Here is a 21,127-nt window from a genome sequence, read left to right as displayed (position 1 = left end):
GAGCCGAGCCATGCTCGGCTCAATGCTTCCGGGGTCACGACGCCTGACCGGAAGGCTGCCGAGCATGGGCTCGGCTCTGCATGCTTGACCCAGTCTCCGACGCTGACCAACATGCGCCATCACCGCTGATGGATCACCGCGATGTACCGCACGTTCGCTGCCGCATTGCTCTGCACGCTATTGGTGATTCCGTCCGCTTCGGCGCGTGACGTCCCCGTCGCTCTCTCTACCCAGCTCGACACCCAGCTGCAGACCAACCGTAAACGCTACGGCATCGCCGGCCAGGCGGTACTGGTCGCACACAACGACCAGGTGCTCTATCAGGGCGCCAGCGGTGAACGTGATCCCGCTACCCATGCACCGGTCACCGTCGATACTATCTTCGCCGCGCAGTCGATGGCCAAGCTGCTGACCAGCACGCTGGTGATGCAATTGGTGGATCAGGGCAAAGTAGATCTGGATGCACCAGCCAGCCGCTATGTGCCGGACCTGCCCACAGCATGGCAGGCGATCCACGTGCGCGATTTCCTCAACCACAGCTCAGGTATCGGTGAGTACTACGGCCGCGTGAACAACCGCTGGGTGAGCAAGGGCTACCTCGGTGTAGCGCCTGACCTTGGCGCTGCGCTGAAGGTGGCCGGCGCGACACCGATGCAGTTCGCCACCGGCAGCCGCGTGCAGTACACCCAGGCCAACTACCTGGTGCTGACCGCGTTGCTGGAAGCGCATTACCGCAAGCCCTACCCGGCCATCGCGCGCGAACGCATCCTGCAGCCGCTGAAGATGACCAGCACCTCATGGGGCGTTACCAGCGTGCCAGCCACGCGCGCGGCGGTGCCTTACATCGGCAAGGACGGCCAGCTGCAGCCGGCCAATGAAGATCCCTGGCCAGACTACGGTTGGGGCCATGCCGATCTGCAGACCACCGTGGGTGACATGAACCGTTTCCTGCAGGCGCTGGCGACTGGCAGGCTGCTGCGCACGGCGACCCTGGAAACACTCTGGCAGCCGCAGAAACTGGCCGGTGGCGGCAGCAATTTCTTCTCCACCGGCTGGGACACCACCCGAAGCGACGGCTACACCCAGGTCGGTCACGATGGTGGCACCCGTGTACGTGCGCGATTGGCCTACAAGGGCACGCTGGCCAGTGGCTACTGGGTATTCGTGTACCTGACCAACGGCAGCGCCCGCAATGCCTGGTCCAGCACGCTGGTGGAGAGCGCGATGGCGGTGGCCGCGCCACAGGAGTTTCCGCACGCTGTGCTGTCCGAGCGGTTGATCGGCTACGCGCTGGATGACAGCGCCGATGCGAAACCGCTGATGCATAGCTGGCTGCGCGACAGCAATGGCGTTCCCACCGGCGAACTGGAACGCGCGATAAATGCCGATGGCTACGCCATCCGCGAAAGCCTGGGTGCACGCAAGGCACTGAAGGTGTTCGCGCTCAACGCCGAGCTGTATCCGGATTCGGCCAACGCGTGGGACAGCCTGGCCGAATGCCATGCGGCGCTGGGCGATGCAGATATTGCCAAGGCGCTGTACGCGAAGGCCAAGGCGCTGGCGAAGCCTTCGCGGTAAACCGTAGAGCCGAGCCCATGCTCGGCTGCTCTTCGTGGCGATCGCAGAGAACCCGCGCTGCGCGCGATAGCCGAGCGTGGGCTCGGCTCTACAGGGCCACCACAGGTGGCCATACGCAGGTGGAGGGTGACGTGGGGGCCATCGACCTGTTAACTTGCGCACCACTTTCGTGGTTTACAGCATTCCCGCATGTCGCTCTCGTCGTACCGTCCCACCCGATCACTGTTGTTCCTGGCCGGTTCCCTCGGCCCAGCTTCCACCGCCGCTGCGGCCCCGCAGGCCACCACGCTGGATGCCGTGCAGGTCACCGCTGCCACCGATGCCAGCGCCCAGGCGCGCGAGGTGCTGAAGCGCGTGCCCGGCGCCAGCAACGTCATCGACGTGGCCAAGGCCGACAGCCGACTGTCCAGCAGTGCCGATGTGCTGGCCTACCAGCCTGGCATCAGCGCGCAGTCTCCGGGCAACGAAGGCACCAAGATCTCGATCCGTGGCTCGGGCATCAACCGCGGTCCGGGCGCGCACGCCTCGGGCATCGCTGTGTCGATCGACGGTCTGCCACTGACCGGCCCGGGCGGCACGCCCTACGAGCTGCTGGAACCGCTGTGGCTGTCGCGCGTCGAAGTGCTGCGCGGCGCCAACGGCTTCGAGCGCGGCGCGCTCGCGCTGGGCGGTGCCATCGACTACGTCAGCCGCAGCGGTCGCGATTCGGCGGGCGTGCAGCTGCATTACGAAGCCGGTAGCCGTGGCTACCAGAAGCGCGGCGTCAGCTGGGGCGGCGTCAGTGGTGATGCCGACTACTTCCTGGCCTACACCGATACCGAATTCGACGGTTACCAGCGTCATGCACGCGGCGACGGCAAGGGTGCGATGGCCAACATCGGCTGGCAGATCACGCCCGACCTGCAGACGCGCTTCTTCGTGCGCTACCGCGAAACCAATCACGAAACACCCGGTCGCCTCACCCGCGATCAGATCCGCAACGATCCACATGCCGCGAACGCGGCCAACCTGGCCATCGATGCGCGTCGCCCGCAGCCGGGCAGCACCTGGGTGGGCAACGTCACCACGCTGCAGATCGATGAGGACTCCTCATTGCAGGCCGGGCTGGTCTATCACACGTACCCGATGGACTTGAACGAGAGCCTGTACCGGCAGCAGCTGGACTACGCCAACCTCAACGCCACGCTGGACTATCGCCGCCGCCACCGGCTGTTCGGCCTGGACAGCGAGACCACGGTCGGCCTGCGCGTCACCCACGATCTGGACGCCGATGTACGCGAGTCGCTGCGTTTTGCCAGCAACGGCTACGCTGCCGGCACGCGCACGCGTGACTTCCGCCACCACGGCACCGACAGCACGCTGCACGTCAGCAATACCCTCGCCTTCAATGACCGCCTGCGCATGCAGACCGGGCTGGCACTGATCAACACCCGCCGCGAGGTGCAGGTGACCTGGCCGAGCAGCGGCGGCCGCCTGCGCGACCATGACTGGGACTACGCGCCGCGACTGGGTTTCACCTGGCAGCACAGCGCGCAGACGCAGTGGTTCGGCAACCTCAGCCGGTCGGTGGAAGCGCCGCATCCGTGGTCGATGATCTGGGGCTCGAACCAGTACTTCGGGCCGGGCAATGGCCCGTCCACCGGCCGACAGCGCGCGCCGGTGCCGATGCAGAACCAGACAGCCACCACGCTGGAACTGGGTGCGCGCGGTGACGCGGTGCTGGGTCGCTGGGAACTGGCCGGCTACTACGCGCACGTAAACCACGAACTGCTCAGCGTCGAACTGCAACCGGTGCCGAACCTGTTCATCGCCGAGAACAACGCCAGCCCCACCGTGCACCGCGGCATCGAAGCCGGATTGGACAGCACGCTGTGGCAGGCTGCACCGGGCCGTTTGTCGCTGCGCCAGGCGTACACCTTCAGCGATTTCCGCTACCGCCACGACGCGCGTTTCGGCAGCAACCGCCTGCCCGGCCTGCCGCGCCACGCGTATCAAGCCGAGCTGCGCTTCGATCATGCATCCGGCCTGTACGCCGCGCTCAATACCGAATACGTCTCGCGCATCGCAGTGGACTACGCCAACAGCTACTGGGCCGACAGCCACGTGATCTTCGGCAGCCGCATCGGCTACGACGCACCCGGTGGCCGCTGGCAGGCCTGGGCGGAGATGCGCAACCTCGGCAACCGCCACTACGCCGCCACGGTCACGCCGGGCTACGACGACGCCGGCAAGGATGTCGCGCGCTCGACCCCGGGCGATGGGCGTGGCGTCTATGCGGGCGTGCGCTGGCGCTTTGACTGATGACCGCAGGCGGCGCCGGGTGTGATCCGGCGCCGTCGTTCCAGGATCAGCCGATACGCCAGGCCGGCAGGCGCTCGCTGCGCTTCCAGATGGAAGGTGCGAAACCAATCAACGCCAGCGCCGCCAGCCACTTCGGTGAGGTGTTGAGCAGTGTCGAGGTAAGCGAACCATCGACAGGGGCGGCCATTTCCTGCCACGGGTTGTAGCCCAGGTAGACGACGCTGCCAGCCCACCACAGCAATGCCACACCGACCCCCACCAGCAACAGAGCCAGCGTGCGGCAGGTCCAGCGCTGCGAGGTGGTGCCCCACTCGCGGGACGCCGCTACCAGCAGGCCCACCACCAGCAGCGACACCAGTGCAACCAGCCCGATATCGACCTTGTGCCCGATACGCTCATAGCTGCAGGCGCGGCATTGCGCCTCTTCCGCGGCAGTGGCGGCTTCGGCGCCATCGGCCTGCCCGGCTGCGGGCTGCGCCAGTGCCGCAAACGGCATCAGTACTGCCAGCAGCGTCACCATGATCCAACGAAACAACATCCTGTTGCGGTGTGTAGCGACGTCCATGCGCTTTTCCTCATTCGTGGTGGTTGACAGCCGGCCACATACCTTGGCCTTGGCGCGGATCATAGCGCAGGGCAGGCCAGGAACGAAAAACCGAGCTCGGCCATCCACATGCGCCGCTACAGCCCGTGGAGCCTGGAAGCTCAAGAACCTGATACAGCATGCGGACATCCTTGCCGGGCACGCGTGGGCGGTGTTGCGCGGATTCTACCGCGGTCGGGGCCGCTGTCCAGACGCCGGGCCGAGGCCATCGATCATCAGCTGCGGTCGACGATCCGCACGATGCGACCATCCTCAAAAGCGAACTCGCTGTGTCCCTGCAGTGCCAGTTCCGTGCCCGCGCTGGGACCCTCGGGAATGTCCTGCGCGAACACGCCACGCCAGCCGATGCTGGCCAGCGCCACGCCATCCTTGAAGGTCAGCTCGAGCAACCGCTGCTCGCGCTCGCGGAACAACGGCGCCGATTGCCGTGCCAGTTCGCCGAAGGCATCGATGCCTTCGGTGACCATCGTCAGCTGGCTGCCGCTGTGGTTCTCGAAACGCACGTTATGCGCCAGCACCGCCAGCATGGCGTCGATGTCGAAGCGGTTGTAGGCCTGCAGGTAGTGCTCGATCAGGTAGCGGCAGTGCGATTCGTCCATGGCGGCGTCCGGTCAGGGCCTGCGCCGAGTCTCCCGCGAGCGTGCCGCCGGATCAAGGAGGCGCGGTGGCCTTCAGCAACTGCGCGGCCACCTGGTCGAACGGAGCGATGTCCTGCAGTGCGCGGCTCATCGCCACCGCACCCTCCACGCTGGCAATCACCAGACTGGCCAGCCCGCCCGCGGCGGCCGGGTCGTGGCCATCGGCGACGAACGCTGCGGCCAGATGGCCCTGCCAACGCACGAACACCTCCGCAGCGGCCGCCCGCGGTTGGCTGGGCACCGCCTCCACCGGTTCCTCCACGGCAGCAGCCAGCACCGGGCAGCCGGCACGAAACCCGGAGCGCAGCAAACGCTCGCGCCACATCGCCAGGAACTGCTGCAGGCCCTGCACTGCGCCGCCGTCCAGCAGCTCCACCAGCAGCGCCTCCACCTTGTCGCCGGCCATGTGGGTGGCGCGCGCCAGCAACTCCTGCTTGCCGCCGGGAAAGTGGTGATAGGTGGAGCCCAGCGGTGCCTCGGCCAGCTTGGTCACCTCACGGATGCTGGTGGCATTGAGACCCACGCGCGCCAGCATCTGTGCCGCAGCATCAATCACGCGTTGAGGCGCATCAGAGGGTCGCGGGCTCACGGCGGGCTCCTTGCCAGGACAGTCGTCATAGATTAGCGTACCGGCGATTCTATAACAGTCGTCATAACCATGAATCTCTGGTTCCGCCTGCTCCACCTGCTGCTGTGCAGTCTGTTCCGGCCAAAGCTGGAGTCCCCATTCGGGGTCTCGCGCCTGCAGTTCCGGGTGCTGCCCAACGACCTGGACAGCAACCTGCACATGACCAACGGCCGCTACTGGAACATCTTCGATCTGGGCCGGCTGGACCTGATCCTGCGCATGGGCCTGGGCCGGGTGGCGCTGCGCGAGAAGTGGGCACCGATCGTCGGTGCCGGCACCATCCAGTTCCGCCGCGAACTCAAGCCGTTCCAGCGCTTCACCCTGGAAACGCGCCTGGTGGGCTGGGTCGGCTCGCGCGGCATCATGGAGCAGCGCGTGCTGATCGGGCCCGAGCAGAAGATCGCCACCCGTGCGTTGCTGGTCACCGGCATCTACGACCGTCGCGCGCGCCAGTTCCTGGGCATGCCGAAGATGATGGAAGCGATCGGCGTGGTCGCCCCACCCTCGCCGCCGCTCAGTGCAGCCGCCGAGGCGCTGCTGGCCGCCGATGCGGCATTGAAGCAGGACGATGCCTGACGCGCCTCAGCCTACCTTTGGCATGTTCTTGGTCACGCAATGGATGCCGCCACCGCCGCCGGCGATCGCATCGATGTCCACCTGTTCGATCACGCGACCGGGATACAGGTCTTCCAGCAGTTCACGGCAGTAGCCATCGGCTGCGTCGTCACCAAACTGCGGCGCGACCACCGCGCCGTTGATCGGCAGGTAGTTGATATAGCCCGTCGCCAGATCATCGTTGCCGCGGGTATGCACGTTGTCGCGCCCGTCCAGTGGCGGCGGCAGTGTGTGCACCTGCAGGCGGCGGCCATCGGCATCGGTGGCTCCGCGCAGAATGTCCAGATGCTCGCGGGTCAGATCGTAGTCGTAGGACTCCGGATCGTTGTCCAAGTTGGCGATCACTACGCCGGGGCGAACGAAGCGCGCATAGAAATCCACATGCGCGTCGGTGATGTCTTCGCCGGCAATGCCGGGCAGCCAGATCACCTTGCGCAGGCCGAGGTGGTGCTTCAGCTCGGCCTCGATATCCGCGCGCGACCCGTCTGGATTGCGGTTGCGGTTCACCCAGCAGCTTTCGGTGAGGATCGCGGTGCCATGGCCATCGACTTCGATGCCACCGCCCTCGCCCACCAGATCGCTTTCCAGCAGCGTTGCGCCCGTCACCTGCGCCAGCCACGGCGCCACGGCACCATCGTTGCGCGCGCTCTGCTTGCCGCCCCAGCCATTGAAGTTGAAGTCGACCAGGCCCAGTCCGCCCTGGCCATCGGTGACGAAGCAACCGCCGTAATCGCGCACCCAGATGTCATCCAGCGGTACTTCGAGGTACTCGATGTTGTCGCGGCCGCAGCGGTCCTGCGCCTGCTTCCGCTGCGCCGGCCGGCACAGCACGCTGACCGGCTGGTGGCGGGCGATGGTGCGGGCCAGCCGGGCCACGGCGGTGTTCACCGCATCGGCCTGCGCGCCCCAGACCCGAGGCTGCGCGGCGAAGGCCAGGAAAACGCGTTCCTGCGGACCGTGCTCGTCCGGCATACGCCAGATACCCGCGCCCGGCCCCGCTGCGGAGACGCGAGCCGGCAGCCCCGCGAGGCCGAGGGCAGCCAGCCCGCCAAGGCCGGCGGCGCCCGCCAGTTGGGTGAGGAAATGACGACGGCTGCTCATGACGGGCTCCAGGGCCGGTGGGATGGAGGCCATGCTGCGCTTGCCGATCCATAAGAACAAACGATAGATTCAGCGATCAATTGAACAGATTTACTAATCCGAAATGCTCAAGCATTGGCCACCGCTGAACGCGCTACGGGGTTTCGAAGCCGCCGCCCGCCTGGGCAGCTTCCACCGGGCGGCCGAGGAACTGCACCTGACCCAGTCGGCCATCAGCCAGCAGATCCGGGGCCTGGAAGCCTCGCTGCAGCAGCCGTTGTTTTTCCGGCAGGGCCGCAGCGTCACCCTTACCGACGCCGGCATCGACCTGCTGGAAACCACCCAGTCGCTGCTGCGGCAGCTGGCCAGTGGCATCCGCCGGCTCGATCAGTACCGCAAGCCGAATCAACTGATCGTCAACACCAGCCCAGCCTTTGCCCGGCATTGGCTGGTACCGCGCCTAGCCAGCTTCCACCGCCTGCATCCCGACGCCGACCTGTGGTTGCTGACCAGCGAGGAGGCACCGGATATGACCACGCAGACGCTGGACGTGGCGGTACGCGATGACCTCGACTCACAGGCGCAGTGCCAGCATCGCGTGCTGCTGCAGGATCGCCTCTTTCCGGCCTGCCATCCAGCCCTGCTCGCCACGCCGGTGCACGAACGCCTGACCCTGCACGGCGAGCGCGAGATGGACTGGAGCCAGTGGCAGGTACAAGGTGGCGCCGATGTCGGCCAGCGCCGCGAGGGCATGAATTTCTCCGAGCCCGGCCAACTGCTGGATGCCGCGTGCGAGGGCCTGGGCATCGCGCTGGTCAGCGAGCTGCTGGCGGCAAGCGCCTGCGAAAAGGGCCTGCTGCAGCCGCTGGATGAGGCACGCGTGCGCGGCCCGCGCTGGAGCTGGCTGGTGCATGAAGACAGCGCAGCCGATCCGCTGGTGATCAGCTTCTGTGAGTGGCTGCTGGCGAGCCTGCCCGCGGGAGCTACTTCTGCTGCAGCGCGCGCTTGACCGCCGCTTCGGCCAACGGCGCCATCACCGCATAGCCCTTTGCCGTTGGATGCACGCCGTCGTCGGCCAGCTGCGGATCCAGCCCTCCAGCGGCATTGGCCATCGGCGTGTAGTAGTCCAGATAGACCAGCTGCTGCGCATCGGCATAGCGCTTCAATGCCGTGTTCAATGCGCGCACCTTGGGCGCAGGTGCCGTGCCCGGCAGCCACGGGTAATCGCTGACCGGCAGCACCGATGCCAGCACCACGGCGATGCCATGTGCACGGGCCAGGTCCACCATCGCGTGCAGATTGTCTTCGATCATCGCCTGCGTGGACGGGCCGGTGTTGCCGGCGATGTCGTTGGTGCCGGCCAGGATCACCACCACCTGTGGCTCCAGTGCCAGCACGTCCTGCGGGAAGCGCACCAGCATCTGCGCCGTGGTCTGGCCGCTGATGCCACGGTTGAGCCAGCCCTTGCCGGGGAAGAAACCGGCACTGCCTTCTCTGCCCCAGCCTTCGGTGATCGAGTCACCGAAGAACACCACGCGCGGCTGGCCAGGCACCGCCGCAGGCAGTCGCGCATTGGCGTCTCGGTAACGCTGCAGTTCCGGCCAATCGGCCAGTCGCTGCTGCATGAAGCGAACCTCGTCGGGGCGCAGCTGGTCGATGGGCGTCTGCAGCAGCGGATTGACTGCGACGGTTTCTGCGGCAGCCAGCGGAGAAGCCAACGAGAGGCCCAGCGTCACGACGATTGCAGCGGCAAGCTCAACAGGTCCACGCATGCGGGTACTCCTGAAATCATCTTCCGCAGTCTAACGCCATGCCCAGTGCTCAGCGCGCTGCCGTACGCGCCGCCACACCCGTGACTTTCGCCGGCATCCACATGCCCGGCGTCCAACCGCTGGCGGCCAGGATCGTCTTCGGGTTGTCCTGCTGGATCAGCGCACGCACCGCATCACGCTTGTCCTTGGCCTGCAGGTAATAGGCCTTGGCGATGCGGTAACCCACCCAGTACCCCAGGTCGTAAGGTTCCTGCGAGCCCGGCTTGTAGTTGTACAGCCACGGCGACAGATCGGTGCTGTCCAGATCCAGCGCGAAGGCGCTTTCGATATGCACTTCCCGGCCACGGGTCCAGGCCGCGTGGCGCCCGTTGCCGACGTTGCCGGAGATCAGCTCGGCGATGAACTCGGCGATGCCCTCGCCCAGCGATACACGCAGCACCGTCGCATGCGGGTCGCCCGGCTCGAAGTCGGTCAGGCCCGTCTGCTGGATATGCACGTACTCGTGCGCGATCACGTGGACGAAGCGATCCTGCACATTGGGATTCATGAAGTCGGCTGCGCACAGCGCTTCCAGGCCGATGATCACGCCGCTTTTCGAGGTCAGCCCGACCGGACGGCCACGGCCGACCGCGATGGTCACCGGCGGAAACGCGGCCTGCGGGTAGATGGCCTGCAGGTTGGAAAACACCTGCGTCAGGCGTTGTTTCACCGCCGGCAGTTCGGCCAGGCAGCGTCGTCCCTGCGCATACAGTTCCGGCTGGTTGGCGATGGACTCGGCAATGCGCTCGGGGGTGACCCGGCGTGCCTTCGCCAGCTCGCCCAGGCCCGTCGAACCCTCGGCCATGTATCCCCGCAACTGCGCAACGCTGGGTTTACCGCCAGCGCTGTCGTAAAGCGCGTAGAAACGACTGACATCCTCGGTGACGATCTGTGGCCCGGCCGGAACCGCTGCCGTGGCCACGCCAGCCGCCCCGGCACAGGCCAGGGCCAACAAGCCGCGCAGAATCATGGACATCGCTCCGTCCTTGGTGGAGTGCATGCGAAGCGCGCAATCTATCACTCCGCCCGGCCCACCGCAGCAGGCGGATGCGGGCGCCCCGGCGCTGTGCCAGACTCGCTTCGGCACCTGCCACGGAAGATGGAGCACCCTGCGATGATGATCGTTCCCGCCTACTGGGCCGAAGCCCGCCTGCAGGCCCGTTTCCGTGGCCGGCCGGTGGTGGTGCGCCGCTTCGGCTGGTCCGACGAGGGCCCTGCCGAGGCGCAGGTGCACGCCGACCGCCGCGCCAACGAAGCGCTCAATGCCATCCTCGCCGGACAGGCGCTGCCGCGCCGCGAAGTGCGCAGCAACTACGGCGTGGAGGGGGTGCCGATCCGCGAGCAGATCGTGCAGCGCGACGGCGACGTCGTCATTACCCGCAACAGCTATGGCGCGCTGTGCCTCAACAGCCCCGACGTGCTGTTCGCCGACATCGACCATGCGCAGCCGCCGGCTGGCTGCGTGATGCCTGCAGTCATCGCCGCAGCGCTGCTGTTCGCTGGCGCCATCGTCGGCACCCTGCTGTGGCACTGGCTGGTGGGGCTGGTACTGGGCGTGGCGGCCGTCGTGCTGGTGAATGGCGCGATGCTGATGCAGCGCAAGCGGCGGCTGGCCGCCGCCGGTGGCGCCGAAGGTGTGGCGCTGCAGCGGATCGCGACCTTCAGCGAACAGCATCCCGACTGGCATTTGCGCGCCTACCGCACGCCGGCCGGACTGCGCGTGCTGGCCATGCATGCCACGTTCTCGCCCGAGGACGGGCAGCTGCAGGCGTTCTTCAAGGCACTCGGCACCGATACCCTGTACGCGCGCATGTGCCGGCTGCAGCACTGCTTCCGTGCGCGGCTGACACCGAAGCCGTGGCGCGTCGGACTGCGTTATCGCATCCGCCCGCCGGTGGCCGCCTGGTCAGCCGAACAGGCCAACAATCCGGATCGACTGGCCTGGATTGCCGAGTACGAAAAAAAGAGTGCCGGCTTCGCCGCGTGCGCCTATCTGCGCAGTTTCGGTGATACCTCCCGGGTGCATGCCAAGGCCGAGCATGTGCGCGACCTGCATGACCGGCTGTCGCACGCGCAGGATCGCCTACCGCTGGCGTGAGTGCAGCAGACGCTTAGTCAGCGCCCTGCACGAACGGCTGCCCTGCCAGGGTAGTGCCCAGCCGCACCACGACCTGCTGCCCGCCCTTCTCGAAGGTTGTCGCGCACTGCTTTCCGCCCTTCTGGCATCCGACTTCCGGAAAGCCCTCAAGTGACTCGGGGGCGCCCTGCACCGGCTTCACCTGCCATCCCGCAGCATCCAGCAGGCGCTTGGCCTTGGCGTAAGGCATGCCGGCGACAATGCCCAATCGGGTCAGCTCAGCAGGAAACGACTGAGCATATGCCGTTGAAACCAGGGCCAACGACAACGTTGCAGCAAGGAGAATGGCTTTCATTGCACCGACCTGGAACGAGCGATCGGGTCCAGCCTAGATCATTTGCGCGGCATGCGAATGTGCCGGTAACACGTCGTTACCGAGTCTCCACAGTTGATTGCAAAGCATCCACGGATGATCAATCTGCCGTTTCATTGCGCTGGGTTCCAAAACGCAGCGCCTCCGAGGCAAGATCGCCGCGTAATCTGTTCTGAAACCAAGCGATCTTGAAGCGTTCGCGTGTGGGTTCTCCCGCAGGTAGCAGCCCCATCAATGCATCGCTCAACGCCGGACGCCACTCTTCCTGAGCACCTTCCAGATCCTGCTGATCGAAGTCCGCCGACGACAGGCGCTTCCATGGCAGCATCATCGTGTACTGGGAGGTGGAGACCAGGACGGTATCCGGGCGGCCCGGCCGGGATACGACCACGGTCATGATGGGATAGTCATCGGTCCAGAGACCGTTGAAGTGTTTTGCAACGCGCTCCTGCAGACCCTGCCCGGCCAGAGCTTGCCGTGCCCAAGCCTGCTGCTGGGCAAACGAGCATGTGGCCGCCGGGATGCTGCGCAGCTCCGGATCCAGCTTCAGTATCGCTGGCCGGTCCAGCCGCGAAGTGATCAGATCCACCGTGGCGTCCCTGGTCAACGGTGCTGCCTGCAGCGCGGCCTCGAACGCTGACAGCGCACCGATCGGCAGAAGCTCCGGCAAGCGCGGCTGGACGTCGGGCGTGTCAACCACCTGTACACGGGTGGTCAACCCATAGGCATCGCGCCGGATGATCCAGCGCTCAGATACAGAACCCCAGCCAGACCAGTCGTACGTCACGTGCACGCTCATCCGTGGCTGGACCGCCATTGCCACGGGAGAAATCAACAACATGGCCAGCGCCAACATCCTTGCCTTCATGAGACTTTCCTATCTCTGTCGAACAGCAGCCGAACTTGGCCCGGCTCCGCAGGATGCAGGAAGGCCGCCCGAAGGCGGCCTTGTGCAAAGCAGTCGAGCAAGCTCGACGCTACTTGGCGTTCTTCACGTAGGTATCGAACCAGTTCAGCATTTCCGCCACCAGCTGCTCGTTGGACTCCAGCGCGGTGTACCAGTGCGGTTCGTTCGGCAGCATCACCAGGCGGGTGGTGCCGCCGTTACCGCGGATCGCCTGGTACAGCTTGCGCGACTGGAACGGCTCGGTGCCCGGGTTGGCATCGTCCTCGCCGTGGACCAGCAGCAGCGGCAGCTTGATCTTGTCGGCATAGAAGAACGGCGACGCCTTCAGGTACACATCCTGCGCCTGCCACACCGAGCGGCGTTCGTTCTGGAAGCCGAACGGGGTAAAGGTCTTGTTATACGAACCGCTGGTCGCCACGCCGGCCTTGAACAGCTTCGTGTGCGCGATCAGGTTGGCGGTCATCAGGCCACCGTGGCTGTGACCGGTCACGCCGATGCGGTTGCGGTCGACCACACCCATGTCCACCGCCTTGTCCACCGCTGCCTTGGCGTCGGCTTCCAGTTGCTCCAGGTAGGTGTCATAGGCGTTCTTCGGGTCGCCCACGATCGGGAATGACGCGTTGTCGATGATCGCGTAGCCGGCCAGCAGCATCAGGCGGTACGGCTGCAGACGGGTGAAGGTCTGCTGCGAACCGGACACCTGACCGGCCTGCGCGGCGTTGGCGAAGTCGGCCGGGTACGCATACAGGATCGCCGGCACACGCTGGCCTTCCTTGTAGCCCGGCGGCGTGTACAGGGTGAACGACAGGTCCACGCCGTCGGCACGCTTGTAGGTCACCAGCTGCTTCTTGATCTGGCGCACTTCCGGGGTCGGGTCGACCAGCTTGGTCAACGCGGTCGTGGTGGAGGCGAACTGTGCCTCGCCGGTCTTCGCGTCAGCCACCGCCTCACCCTGCTGGCGGACGAAGGCATTCGGCGGATCGATCACCGACTGGTGCCAGGTCAGGTAGCGGCCCGGCGTGCTGCTGAAACCGAGGAACTGCTCGTAGGCGTCGGCGCTGCTGCGGAACAGGCGCTCGCTCTTCAGCGTGCCCAGATCCAGGCGGTCCAGGAACGGACGGTCGCCCTGCGGCGAGGCACCACGGCCGCTGAGGAACACATGGTCGCCCTCACGGCGCACGACCTGGGCACCATTCGGCAGGCGGGTAAAGACCAGGTTGCCGGGGTTGGCGTACAGCTCATCGCTGGACATGTCCCACAGCAGGCGACCTTCCTTCTTCGGCTGGTCCACATCGACGATGCGGGTCTGCATCCAGTGGCGGTTCTCGTCATTCTCGTACTGGAACGCCACGGCCGGATCGGCGGTCCACGCGAAGCCTTCGAAACGCTGCGCGGTGCGGGTAATTTCGGTCGGCTTGCCGTTGAACGGCGCCTTCAGCATCAGCACGCGATCACGATGCGGCACGCTGACCTTCCAGTCGCCCTTGTCCAGCGCTTCGGCATAGACCAGGGTGGCCGGATCAGTGGCACGCCAGTCGAAACCACGCGGGCCTTCCGGCACGCCGTGCACCGGCACGCGGTCGGCCAGAGGCAGGCTGGCGATCGGCGTGCTGCGGCCATTGCTGATGTCCAGCACGGCCACGTCGTTGGCGAAGCGCTGGTAGGTCACCGCATGCGAATACGGTGCTTTGATCGACTCGGTCAGTACATGCACGCCATCGGGTGCAGCGCTGACGTCGTTGAACAACGCCGGCTGCCCCACCGGACGCACGCTGCCGGCGGCAGTATCGACCACGGCCAGCTGCGAGGCACCGTAATAAGCGAACAGCTTCTCGTCATGCGCGCTGGTCAGCGTGTCGCGGGCTTCGTAGGTGCTGCTCTCGCCACTGCTGCCCAACGACTCCTGCGCATCCGGGCCGGTTGGCACACCGCCATTGGACGGCGCCGGGCCCTGGTTGGCTGGCACCAGCTTCACCAGCAGGTTCTGGCTGCCGCCCAGCCACTGCACGGTGTTGCCGAAGATCGGATTCAACTGCACGTTCGGAATCTGCTTCACCTGGCCGGTGGCCGCATCGCCCACCCACAGCTGCACGCTGGTATCGACCGCATTCTGGAAGGCGAAGTGGCTGCCATCGGCCGACCACAGCGCACCGGTGGCGCAGCCCTGCGGCAGGTTGACCTTGGTCTCCTTGCCACTGCCGATGTCGACCAGGGTGAAGTCGGCCACGCAGGCCGGAATGCCGTAGCCGCCTGGGGTGTCATGGCGGCTGCGGTTCTTCGGCTCCAGGCGCACACCCGCCAGCTTCAGGTACGGCTGGGCAACGCGGCTGATCGACGGATAGGTCTGCGCGGTGGTCAGCAGCAAGCGCTGGCCACCCGGGGCCACGTTCGGCGCCGGCGGCGGCGGCGCCTTCAGCACCTTGAGCAGGTGTTCCGGCGGCTTCGCGTAATCAGCGAAAGCCGGTCCAGCGGCCAGCAGGCCGACGGTGGCAACGGCAACAGCCGCCGCCAGAGAGGTTCGACGGATCAGCATCCTTATCCCCTGAGTGTGAATGGGTACCCGGCATCGGGCATGGACCGAATCTAGCACCGCAGGGGTTGTCGTGAATGGGCCGGAAGGACTAGTGGCCGGATGGGGCAACGTGTGCCGCGCCAAGAGGTGCCGCTGGTGGGGCAGCACCTGCCAGGCCTGGACTGGCACTACTGCTGCGCGTGCAGGTCCCAGGTGGCCAGATAGTCGGGGTCGACCACGATCATGCCACTGGTGCGCATGCGGTACTCCCCGGGCTCGGCTGGCTGGTACTGGTCCAGCATCGGCGGCAGATAGCGCTCGTGGCCATCATTCTCGTCGGCCAGCACCACGCCCTCGTCGGCGCTGATGCGCAACACCGTGCCGGCGTACTGCTCCAGCCCCTTCACCTGCCCGTCGCCGCCATAGCGGGTGACCCCGACCAGGACGACCTTGCCGATCATTTCTTCCGCCTTGGCATCGTCCAAGGTCGGCAGAATGGGAGTGAATTCGTCGCTCATCGGTGCACCTCCGTAGCCTGCAGGACATCGTGGATGAGGTTTCCGCTTCGCAGTGCGCGTCGCTGGCAGCCGAGCAGGTACCCAGCCTGGAGCCTCTGCATCGAGAGTGCCAGTACGCTCATGAACCCAAGGGTTCCTGTAGCAGGATGCTGCCATCGCAGGCGGAAGGGACAGGTGAAGGCCGAAATCGGTCCACGCCGATCAGAGGGTTGCACCTGCACCCACGCTAGAATGCATGCATGCGCACCGTACATGCCCTCCGCTACATCACCCCCTTGCGGGAAGGTGGCTCCCTGCCGGCCGTGGTCGAGACCGACGACGACGGCATGGCCGTGCTGAAGTTCCGTGGCGCCGGCCAAGGCCCGAAGGCGCTGATCGCCGAGCTGATCGCCGGCGAGATGGCGCGCTCGCTGGGCCTGCCGATTCCGGAAATCCTGTTCGTCGAGCTGGACCGCGAGTTCGCCCGCACCGAGCCGGACCCGGAAATCCAGGAGTTGATCCGCGCCAGCGAGGGCCTGAACCTGGGCCTGGACTACCTGCCCGGCGCGATCAACTACGACCCAGCGGCGATGCCGGTGGATGCCGACCTGGCCTCGCGCATCGTCTGGTTCGATGCGTTCACCAGCAATGTCGATCGCACCACCCGCAACCCCAACTTGATGGTGTGGCATCGAAAGCTGTACCTGATCGATCACGGTGCGGCCATGTACTTCCATCACGACTGGACCAACGCAGGGGATGCCTGCGAAAAGCCGTTTGTGCTGATCCGCGATCATGTGCTGCTGTCGTTCGCCAGCCGCATCGCCGAGGTGGATGCCGAGCTGGCCGCGCGCCTGACCGATGCCGAGATCGAGCGCATCGTCGGCCTCGTGCCGGACAGCTGGCTGGTCAATGAGCCGGCATTCGACAGTCCCCAAGCCTACCGCCAGGGTTACATCGATTATCTCAAGCACCGCCTGAAAGTGCGTGCGGTGTTCGTGCAGGAGGCCATCCGTGCCCACGCTGCACACGTATGACTATGCGGTCATCCGCGTGGTACCGCGGGTGGAACGCGAGGAGTTCATCAACGTCGGGGTGATCGTCTCCTGTCCTGGCGCGCGTCATCTGGAGGCGGCCATCGAGATCGATCCTGCGCGCCTCCAGGCGTTCGCGCCGGCGTTGGATCAGGAGGCGCTGCAACCGTGGCTGGATGCGATCGTAGCCATCTGCCGTGGCGACGCCAGCGCCGGACCGATCGCACAGCTGCCTGCGCGCGCCCGCTTCCATTTCCTCACCGCCAAGCGCAGTTCGGTCGTGCAGATGTCGAGCACGCATGTGGGCCGCACGGCCGACCCGGCGGGTGTGGTGGAACACTTGATGACGAAGATGGTGCGGGTGCCGGAATGACCGGCACCTGCCGCGTTCACAGCGGCACTCTACGCGCGATGTAGTTGACCACGTTGCCGATCGCATCCGGATCGACATTGGCCAGGCCAACGATCACATAGCCCTGTGCAGGCATCACCACGATGGCACTGTTCGATCCGGGCGCACCGCCTTCATGGCCATACTGGTGTTCCCTGCCCTCGCCCTGCACCACGAAGCCGAATCCATACCAGCCCTTGTGGTTCTGCGCGGTGGTGGCCTGCTTCAGCAATGCGGGCGAGACCAGCTTTCCGCTTTGCAGTGCCCCGGCGAATTTCACCATGTCGGCCACCGTGCTGTAGCCACCACCGGCTGACATGCCGCGCCAGGGCAGCGACTTCGTTTCACGGACCCATTGCCCATTCTTCTTCGTGTAGGCGACGGCTCGCTGCGGGACGTTCACTGTTTCCGGCTCGAAGCCGGTGCCGGTCATGCCCGCCGGGCGCAGGATGTGCTCGTCCACATAGGCGTAGTACGACTGCCCCGAAACCGCTTCGATGATGCGCCCCAATACGATGAAGCCATAGTTGGAGTAGCTGTCCTGGCTGCCCGGCGTGAACTGCGGCGCATCCTTGGCAAAGCGCTGCACGTAGTCATCCAGCGTCTTCAACGACGCGGAATACTGCTCGAAATCGTCGCCGAAGAAATCACCCAGACCGCTGGTATGTGACAGCAGATGGCGTACGGTCACGCTGTTGGCGACCACCCTGTTCGGATAGTCCGGCAGGAACTTGCCTATCGTGTCATCAAGGCTGAGCTTGCCCTCCTGCATCAGTTGCAGGAGGGCCACTGCAGTGAACATCTTGTTGGAGGACGCAAGGCGGAACTGCGTATCCACGCCCACTGGAATGCCGGCGGTACGATCGGCCTCGCCACCGCGCCAGTCCAGCAGCACCTTGCCGTTCCGTGCCACCTGCAATGCACCCGACAGCGCGTCCTGCGCCCGCAGCGCCTCCAGTTTTGCTGTGGCATCGGCCATCAGCGCGGGCAAAGCAACCCGTTCCGGCTTGTACGTGTCCGGCGTATCAGTGCCCTCGATCTGGAACAGCTTCACGTGCGACGGGTTAGCCGGGTCCATGACCGCCGTCACCCACATCGCACGTTCGCTCAGCTGGCCCATTACCAGCAGCTTCGCCTGGCTGGGCGCGCGCTCGAGTGTTTCCAGCACGTTCAGCGGGCCGGTGCTCTCGCGGAACTCGAGATAGTCCTTGGGAGTGCTGCCCTCCTGCTTCGCATATCTGTCGGCAAATGCCTGCAACCCCTCGAGGCTGCCTGCATTGAAGGCCGCAAGCCAGTCATCGATGGCATCCTGCGCACGTGGATGTTCGCGCTCGGAAGATGCTGCGCCAACTGCCGGAAACGCCGATGTGGCAACCAGGATCAAACAGGCCAACGCATTGCAGAGAAACAGGCGTCCAACAGCCTTCATGGCAATTCCTTTGCGGGCATCCCTGGGCGCATCCTAGACGATGGATCGGCCCGCCGCATCCACGCTAGGGACTCTGCCGCAACACCTCGACGGTGACGTTGAATGCCTCGATGCGCGGCCATTCGTCCCGTTCGTACGGCAGCGACTCCACCCCCATGCCGATCTGATACCGCACCGTATCCGGGCCGTCACGCCAGTAGTACGGCGCGCCATTGCTCCAGCCGCAACAGACGTAGCGCAATGCAGGCATGCCAAATGTCTCGCGCAGATAGGCTTCCACCTGCGCCGCCTGGGCACCTGAAACACGATAGTGGGCTTCCATGGGTTTGATGTAGGACGCGTCATCCTGGCTGCAACCTACATACTGCAGTCCCGGAGGCTTCCGGCCCATCGCCTGCAGGAAATCCTGGCATTCGATATCAGGTCGCGCCAGGCCATCCGTGCGCCCTTGCACCTCCCACTCGGCCAACGCCTGCGCAGGTGTCTGCTGCGCAAGCACGCTGGCGCTGGAAAAGGACGCCAGCAGCAGGAAGCGGGTGGCATGCTGCGGCAACGGGAGAGAGATCACGGGGCGAGTCCTTCGCATGGGAACACGGGAATACTGATCGATGCCACGCTATCGCCGTGCCATCGACTGCTCAGTGAAACGCGCCACGCAGAAGTCCAGGAAGCTGCGCAGCTTGGGGGTCAGCTGGCGGTCGCGCGGATACACCAGGTTGATCCAGGTCGATACCGGCACATGGTCCGGCAGCACTTCCACCAGTTCACCACGTGCCAGCGCAGCGGCAAGCATTTCGTAGGGCTGCAGGATCAAGCCCAGACCACCCACGGCTGCTGTCAGCAGCGGCTCGGCCTGGTTGACCATGAAGCGGCTGGACACCGGGACGGTAAGCACGCTGCCATCGGCATCGCGGAAACTCCAGCGCGTGCGGATGATCGAATGCGCGAAGCCCAGGCACTCGTGCCGGCTCAGATCATTGGGATGGGTGATGGCCGGGCGCGAAGCCAGATAGTCCGGCGAGGCACACAGGACCAGCGGATACGGCCCCAGCCGCCGTGCCACCAGCCCGCTGTCGGCCAGGTCACCGGTACGGAACACCAGGTCGTAGCCGTCCTCGACGATGTCCATCAGGCTGTTGGACAGGTTCAGATCGACCTGCACATCCGGGTACTGCTGCATGTAAGCCACCACCGCCGGGCCGAGCGCGTGCACGCCGAAGGTGACCGGCGCGCTGATGCGCAGGCGCCCCATCGGCCGTCCACGCGCCACTTCCGCCAATTCCTCGGCGCCCTCCACTTCCTCCAGGATCACCCGCGCCCGCGCCAGGTAGGCCTGGCCGAAGTCGGTCAGGCTCTGCTTTCGCGTGGTGCGGTTGAGCAGGCGCACGCCCAGATGCTGCTCCAGCGCCTGGATGTGCTTGCCGACCAGCTGCGGCGAGAGATCCAACGCGTCTGCGGCGGCGGCGAAGGAGCCGACCTCGGCCACCTTGGCGAAGGTTCGCAGGGGAACGATCAGGTCCATTGCAAACAAATGTTTTCCAATGAAACACCAGATTACCCCTTATTCTGGTTGCAGACTACGCGCACAGTAGCGCTCACCCTTTCGCCGGCGCCCTCGTCGGCCCTTCCTCGGAGTCCCCCATGAGCCAGGTTGTCCGCATCCACGAATATGGCACCGCCGATGTGCTGCGCATCGACGATATCGACGTTCCCGCCCCCGCCCCTGACGAAGTCCAGATCCGGGTGAGGGCGATCGGCCTGAACCGCGCCGAGGTGATGTTCCGCAACGGCGCCTATCTGCAGGAAGCGCAGTTCCCCAGCCGGCTGGGCTACGAAGCGGCCGGCATTGTCGAAGCGGTCGGCAGTGCGGTGAGCGGCTTCGCAGCAGGCGATGCGGTCAGCGTGGTACCGCCGCTGGACATCGCGCGCTGGGGCACCTACGGCGAGCTGGCCAATGTGCCGGCTCGACTGGCGGTCAAGCACCCGCAGGCGCTGGACTTTGAAACGGCTGCTGCGGTGTGGATGCAGTACGTCACCGCCTGGGGCGCGCTGCTGGAGCAGGCGCACCTGTCCGCCGGGGATTTCGTCATCATCACCGCTGCCAGCAGCAGCGTTGGCCTGGCCGCGATCCAGATCGCCAATGCGGTGGGCGCCACGCCGATCGCGGTCACCCGCGGCCCGGGCAAGCGCCAGGCCCTGCTCGATGCCGGTGCCGCCCACGTCATCGCCACCCAGGAGCAGGATCTGGTGGCCGAAGTGGCGCGCATCACCCGTGGCGCCGGCGCCCGCGTGGTGTTCGATCCGATCGGTGGCCCGCAGTTCGTGCCACTGACCGAAGCGATGGCACGTGGCGGCATCCTGCTGGAATACGGCGCGCTGAGCAGCGAACCCACGCCGTTCCCGTTGTTCAATGTGCTGGGCAAGTCGCTGACGCTGAAGGGCTATCTGTACTCGGAAATCGTCTCCGACGATGCCGCGTTGGCCCGTGCCAAGGCATTCATCGTCGATGGCCTGGACAAGGGCACGCTGGCGCCGAAAATTGCCAAGGTGTTCCCGTTTGCGCAGATCCAGGAAGCACACCGTTACCTGGAATCGAACGAGCAGATCGGCAAGGTGGTGGTCACGGTGTGATCCCGTGTCGTGCAATGGAGG

At 65.7% G+C, this 21,127-nt stretch carries 21 protein-coding genes; 8 read left to right on the top strand and 13 right to left on the bottom strand.

All coding sequences use genetic code 11. The features are described from left to right. Window positions 1-141: 141 nt before the first annotated feature. Together HLA98_RS13440 and HLA98_RS13435 are read left to right on the top strand one after the other, a co-directional pair. On the top strand, window positions 142-1,578 hold the full coding sequence (locus HLA98_RS13440) for a serine hydrolase domain-containing protein (protein WP_057500601.1): 1,437 nt from the start codon (window positions 142-144) through the stop codon (window positions 1,576-1,578). 189 nt (window positions 1,579-1,767) lie between these two features. Continuing rightward, complete coding sequence (locus tag HLA98_RS13435) at window positions 1,768-3,879, top strand: TonB-dependent receptor family protein (RefSeq protein ID WP_057500602.1); 2,112 nt, start codon at window positions 1,768-1,770, stop codon at window positions 3,877-3,879. 46 nt (window positions 3,880-3,925) lie between these two features. Here the strand turns inward: HLA98_RS13435 and HLA98_RS13430 are convergent, their stop codons facing one another. The 3 genes from HLA98_RS13430 to HLA98_RS13420 form a co-directional block, all read right to left on the bottom strand. Further along, window positions 3,926-4,444, bottom strand: a complete 519-nt coding sequence (locus tag HLA98_RS13430) for a hypothetical protein (protein ID WP_057500645.1) — start codon at window positions 4,442-4,444, stop codon at window positions 3,926-3,928. A 254-nt stretch (window positions 4,445-4,698) separates the two neighbouring features. Beyond that, a complete protein-coding gene (locus HLA98_RS13425) occupies window positions 4,699-5,082 on the bottom strand; it encodes a nuclear transport factor 2 family protein (protein WP_057500603.1) in 384 nt (127 codons plus the stop codon). A gap of 52 nt (window positions 5,083-5,134) precedes the next feature. Then, window positions 5,135-5,710 carry a TetR/AcrR family transcriptional regulator gene (locus HLA98_RS13420; protein WP_057500604.1) on the bottom strand — a complete coding sequence of 192 codons (576 nt, stop codon included), beginning with the start codon at window positions 5,708-5,710 and terminating at the stop codon, window positions 5,135-5,137. 69 nt (window positions 5,711-5,779) lie between these two features. On the opposite strand from HLA98_RS13420, the gene HLA98_RS13415 reads away from it, so the two are divergent. Continuing rightward, entirely contained in the window at window positions 5,780-6,325 is a 546-nt protein-coding gene (locus HLA98_RS13415; RefSeq protein WP_057500605.1) for a thioesterase family protein, read from the top strand. Window positions 6,326-6,331: 6 nt separating this feature from the next. On the opposite strand, the gene HLA98_RS13410 is transcribed toward HLA98_RS13415, so the two are convergent. Next, window positions 6,332-7,465, bottom strand: coding sequence for an agmatine deiminase family protein (locus tag HLA98_RS13410; protein ID WP_057500606.1), 1,134 nt, complete (start codon window positions 7,463-7,465; stop codon window positions 6,332-6,334). Between the two features lie 103 nt (window positions 7,466-7,568). Between HLA98_RS13410 and HLA98_RS13405 the strand changes: the two genes are divergently transcribed. Continuing rightward, on the top strand, window positions 7,569-8,453 hold the full coding sequence (locus HLA98_RS13405; protein ID WP_049445581.1) for a LysR family transcriptional regulator: 885 nt from the start codon (window positions 7,569-7,571) through the stop codon (window positions 8,451-8,453). Here the strand turns inward: HLA98_RS13405 and HLA98_RS13400 are convergent. Then, on the bottom strand, window positions 8,428-9,216 hold the full coding sequence (locus HLA98_RS13400) for an SGNH/GDSL hydrolase family protein (protein WP_057500607.1): 789 nt from the start codon (window positions 9,214-9,216) through the stop codon (window positions 8,428-8,430). The genes HLA98_RS13405 and HLA98_RS13400 overlap by 26 nt on opposite strands. Window positions 9,217-9,265: 49 nt before the next feature. Continuing rightward, on the bottom strand, window positions 9,266-10,231 hold the full coding sequence (locus HLA98_RS13395; RefSeq protein ID WP_057500608.1) for a DUF2268 domain-containing putative Zn-dependent protease: 966 nt from the start codon (window positions 10,229-10,231) through the stop codon (window positions 9,266-9,268). 138 nt (window positions 10,232-10,369) lie between these two features. Here HLA98_RS13395 and HLA98_RS13390 point away from each other — a divergent pair, with 138 nt between their 5' ends. Further along, window positions 10,370-11,353 (top strand): hypothetical protein, encoded by a 984-nt coding sequence (locus HLA98_RS13390; RefSeq protein ID WP_057500609.1) that lies wholly within the window; start codon window positions 10,370-10,372, stop codon window positions 11,351-11,353. A 13-nt stretch (window positions 11,354-11,366) separates the two neighbouring features. On the opposite strand, the gene HLA98_RS13385 is transcribed toward HLA98_RS13390, so the two are convergent. The 4 genes from HLA98_RS13385 to HLA98_RS13370 form a co-directional block, all read right to left on the bottom strand. After that, entirely contained in the window at window positions 11,367-11,687 is a 321-nt protein-coding gene (locus HLA98_RS13385) for a hypothetical protein (RefSeq protein ID WP_057500610.1), read from the bottom strand. Between the two features lie 118 nt (window positions 11,688-11,805). Beyond that, a complete protein-coding gene (locus HLA98_RS13380; protein ID WP_232015503.1) occupies window positions 11,806-12,561 on the bottom strand; it encodes a hypothetical protein in 756 nt (251 codons plus the stop codon). A 121-nt stretch (window positions 12,562-12,682) separates the two neighbouring features. Beyond that, a complete protein-coding gene (locus tag HLA98_RS13375) occupies window positions 12,683-15,145 on the bottom strand; it encodes a S9 family peptidase (protein WP_057500612.1) in 2,463 nt (820 codons plus the stop codon). A 167-nt stretch (window positions 15,146-15,312) separates the two neighbouring features. Then, window positions 15,313-15,642: a hypothetical protein gene (locus HLA98_RS13370; RefSeq protein WP_005413891.1), complete on the bottom strand. Its 330-nt coding sequence runs from the start codon at window positions 15,640-15,642 to the stop codon at window positions 15,313-15,315. A 239-nt stretch (window positions 15,643-15,881) separates the two neighbouring features. On the opposite strand from HLA98_RS13370, the gene HLA98_RS13365 reads away from it, so the two are divergent. Both HLA98_RS13365 and HLA98_RS13360 read left to right on the top strand, forming a co-directional pair. Next, window positions 15,882-16,658, top strand: a complete 777-nt coding sequence (locus tag HLA98_RS13365) for a HipA family kinase (RefSeq protein WP_057500613.1) — start codon at window positions 15,882-15,884, stop codon at window positions 16,656-16,658. Continuing rightward, window positions 16,636-17,028, top strand: coding sequence for a DUF3037 domain-containing protein (locus HLA98_RS13360; protein WP_049445598.1), 393 nt, complete (start codon window positions 16,636-16,638; stop codon window positions 17,026-17,028). Before HLA98_RS13365 ends, HLA98_RS13360 begins: the two co-directional genes overlap by 23 nt. A 16-nt stretch (window positions 17,029-17,044) precedes the next feature. On the opposite strand, the gene HLA98_RS13355 is transcribed toward HLA98_RS13360, so the two are convergent. The 3 genes from HLA98_RS13355 to HLA98_RS13345 form a co-directional block, all read right to left on the bottom strand. After that, window positions 17,045-18,475 carry a serine hydrolase domain-containing protein gene (locus HLA98_RS13355; protein ID WP_057500614.1) on the bottom strand — a complete coding sequence of 477 codons (1,431 nt, stop codon included), beginning with the start codon at window positions 18,473-18,475 and terminating at the stop codon, window positions 17,045-17,047. A gap of 64 nt (window positions 18,476-18,539) precedes the next feature. Continuing rightward, window positions 18,540-19,028: a DUF4952 domain-containing protein gene (locus tag HLA98_RS13350; protein WP_226053544.1), complete on the bottom strand. Its 489-nt coding sequence runs from the start codon at window positions 19,026-19,028 to the stop codon at window positions 18,540-18,542. Window positions 19,029-19,091: 63 nt separating this feature from the next. Next, window positions 19,092-19,997, bottom strand: coding sequence for a LysR family transcriptional regulator (locus HLA98_RS13345; RefSeq protein WP_057500615.1), 906 nt, complete (start codon window positions 19,995-19,997; stop codon window positions 19,092-19,094). Window positions 19,998-20,116: 119 nt separating this feature from the next. On the opposite strand from HLA98_RS13345, the gene HLA98_RS13340 reads away from it, so the two are divergent. Next, window positions 20,117-21,106: a zinc-dependent alcohol dehydrogenase family protein gene (locus HLA98_RS13340; RefSeq protein WP_049445603.1), complete on the top strand. Its 990-nt coding sequence runs from the start codon at window positions 20,117-20,119 to the stop codon at window positions 21,104-21,106. The last annotated feature ends 21 nt before the right edge of the window (window positions 21,107-21,127 follow it).

It is taken from the genome of Stenotrophomonas africana, from assembly GCF_013004645.1.
Classification (GTDB): Bacteria; Pseudomonadota; Gammaproteobacteria; order Xanthomonadales; family Xanthomonadaceae; genus Stenotrophomonas; species Stenotrophomonas africana.
The sequence above is the reverse complement of the archived record's forward strand: the minus strand, read 5'-3'. Positions and strand labels throughout refer to the sequence as shown.

Coding starts and splice junctions, on each gene's coding strand:
- HLA98_RS13425 (WP_057500603.1), bottom strand. CDS start 5,082: ATGGACGAATCGCACTGCCGCTACCTGATCGAGCACTACCTGCAGGCC.
- HLA98_RS13415 (WP_057500605.1), top strand. CDS start 5,780: ATGAATCTCTGGTTCCGCCTGCTCCACCTGCTGCTGTGCAGTCTGTTC.
- HLA98_RS13395 (WP_057500608.1), bottom strand. CDS start 10,231: ATGTCCATGATTCTGCGCGGCTTGTTGGCCCTGGCCTGTGCCGGGGCG.
- HLA98_RS13405 (WP_049445581.1), top strand. CDS start 7,569: ATGCTCAAGCATTGGCCACCGCTGAACGCGCTACGGGGTTTCGAAGCC.
- HLA98_RS13365 (WP_057500613.1), top strand. CDS start 15,882: ATGCGCACCGTACATGCCCTCCGCTACATCACCCCCTTGCGGGAAGGT.
- HLA98_RS13355 (WP_057500614.1), bottom strand. CDS start 18,475: ATGAAGGCTGTTGGACGCCTGTTTCTCTGCAATGCGTTGGCCTGTTTG.
- HLA98_RS13375 (WP_057500612.1), bottom strand. CDS start 15,145: ATGCTGATCCGTCGAACCTCTCTGGCGGCGGCTGTTGCCGTTGCCACC.
- HLA98_RS13390 (WP_057500609.1), top strand. CDS start 10,370: ATGATGATCGTTCCCGCCTACTGGGCCGAAGCCCGCCTGCAGGCCCGT.
- HLA98_RS13410 (WP_057500606.1), bottom strand. CDS start 7,465: ATGAGCAGCCGTCGTCATTTCCTCACCCAACTGGCGGGCGCCGCCGGC.
- HLA98_RS13440 (WP_057500601.1), top strand. CDS start 142: ATGTACCGCACGTTCGCTGCCGCATTGCTCTGCACGCTATTGGTGATT.
- HLA98_RS13400 (WP_057500607.1), bottom strand. CDS start 9,216: ATGCGTGGACCTGTTGAGCTTGCCGCTGCAATCGTCGTGACGCTGGGC.
- HLA98_RS13345 (WP_057500615.1), bottom strand. CDS start 19,997: ATGGACCTGATCGTTCCCCTGCGAACCTTCGCCAAGGTGGCCGAGGTC.
- HLA98_RS13370 (WP_005413891.1), bottom strand. CDS start 15,642: ATGAGCGACGAATTCACTCCCATTCTGCCGACCTTGGACGATGCCAAG.
- HLA98_RS13380 (WP_232015503.1), bottom strand. CDS start 12,561: ATGTTGGCGCTGGCCATGTTGTTGATTTCTCCCGTGGCAATGGCGGTC.
- HLA98_RS13340 (WP_049445603.1), top strand. CDS start 20,117: ATGAGCCAGGTTGTCCGCATCCACGAATATGGCACCGCCGATGTGCTG.
- HLA98_RS13385 (WP_057500610.1), bottom strand. CDS start 11,687: ATGAAAGCCATTCTCCTTGCTGCAACGTTGTCGTTGGCCCTGGTTTCA.
- HLA98_RS13430 (WP_057500645.1), bottom strand. CDS start 4,444: ATGGACGTCGCTACACACCGCAACAGGATGTTGTTTCGTTGGATCATG.
- HLA98_RS13435 (WP_057500602.1), top strand. CDS start 1,768: ATGTCGCTCTCGTCGTACCGTCCCACCCGATCACTGTTGTTCCTGGCC.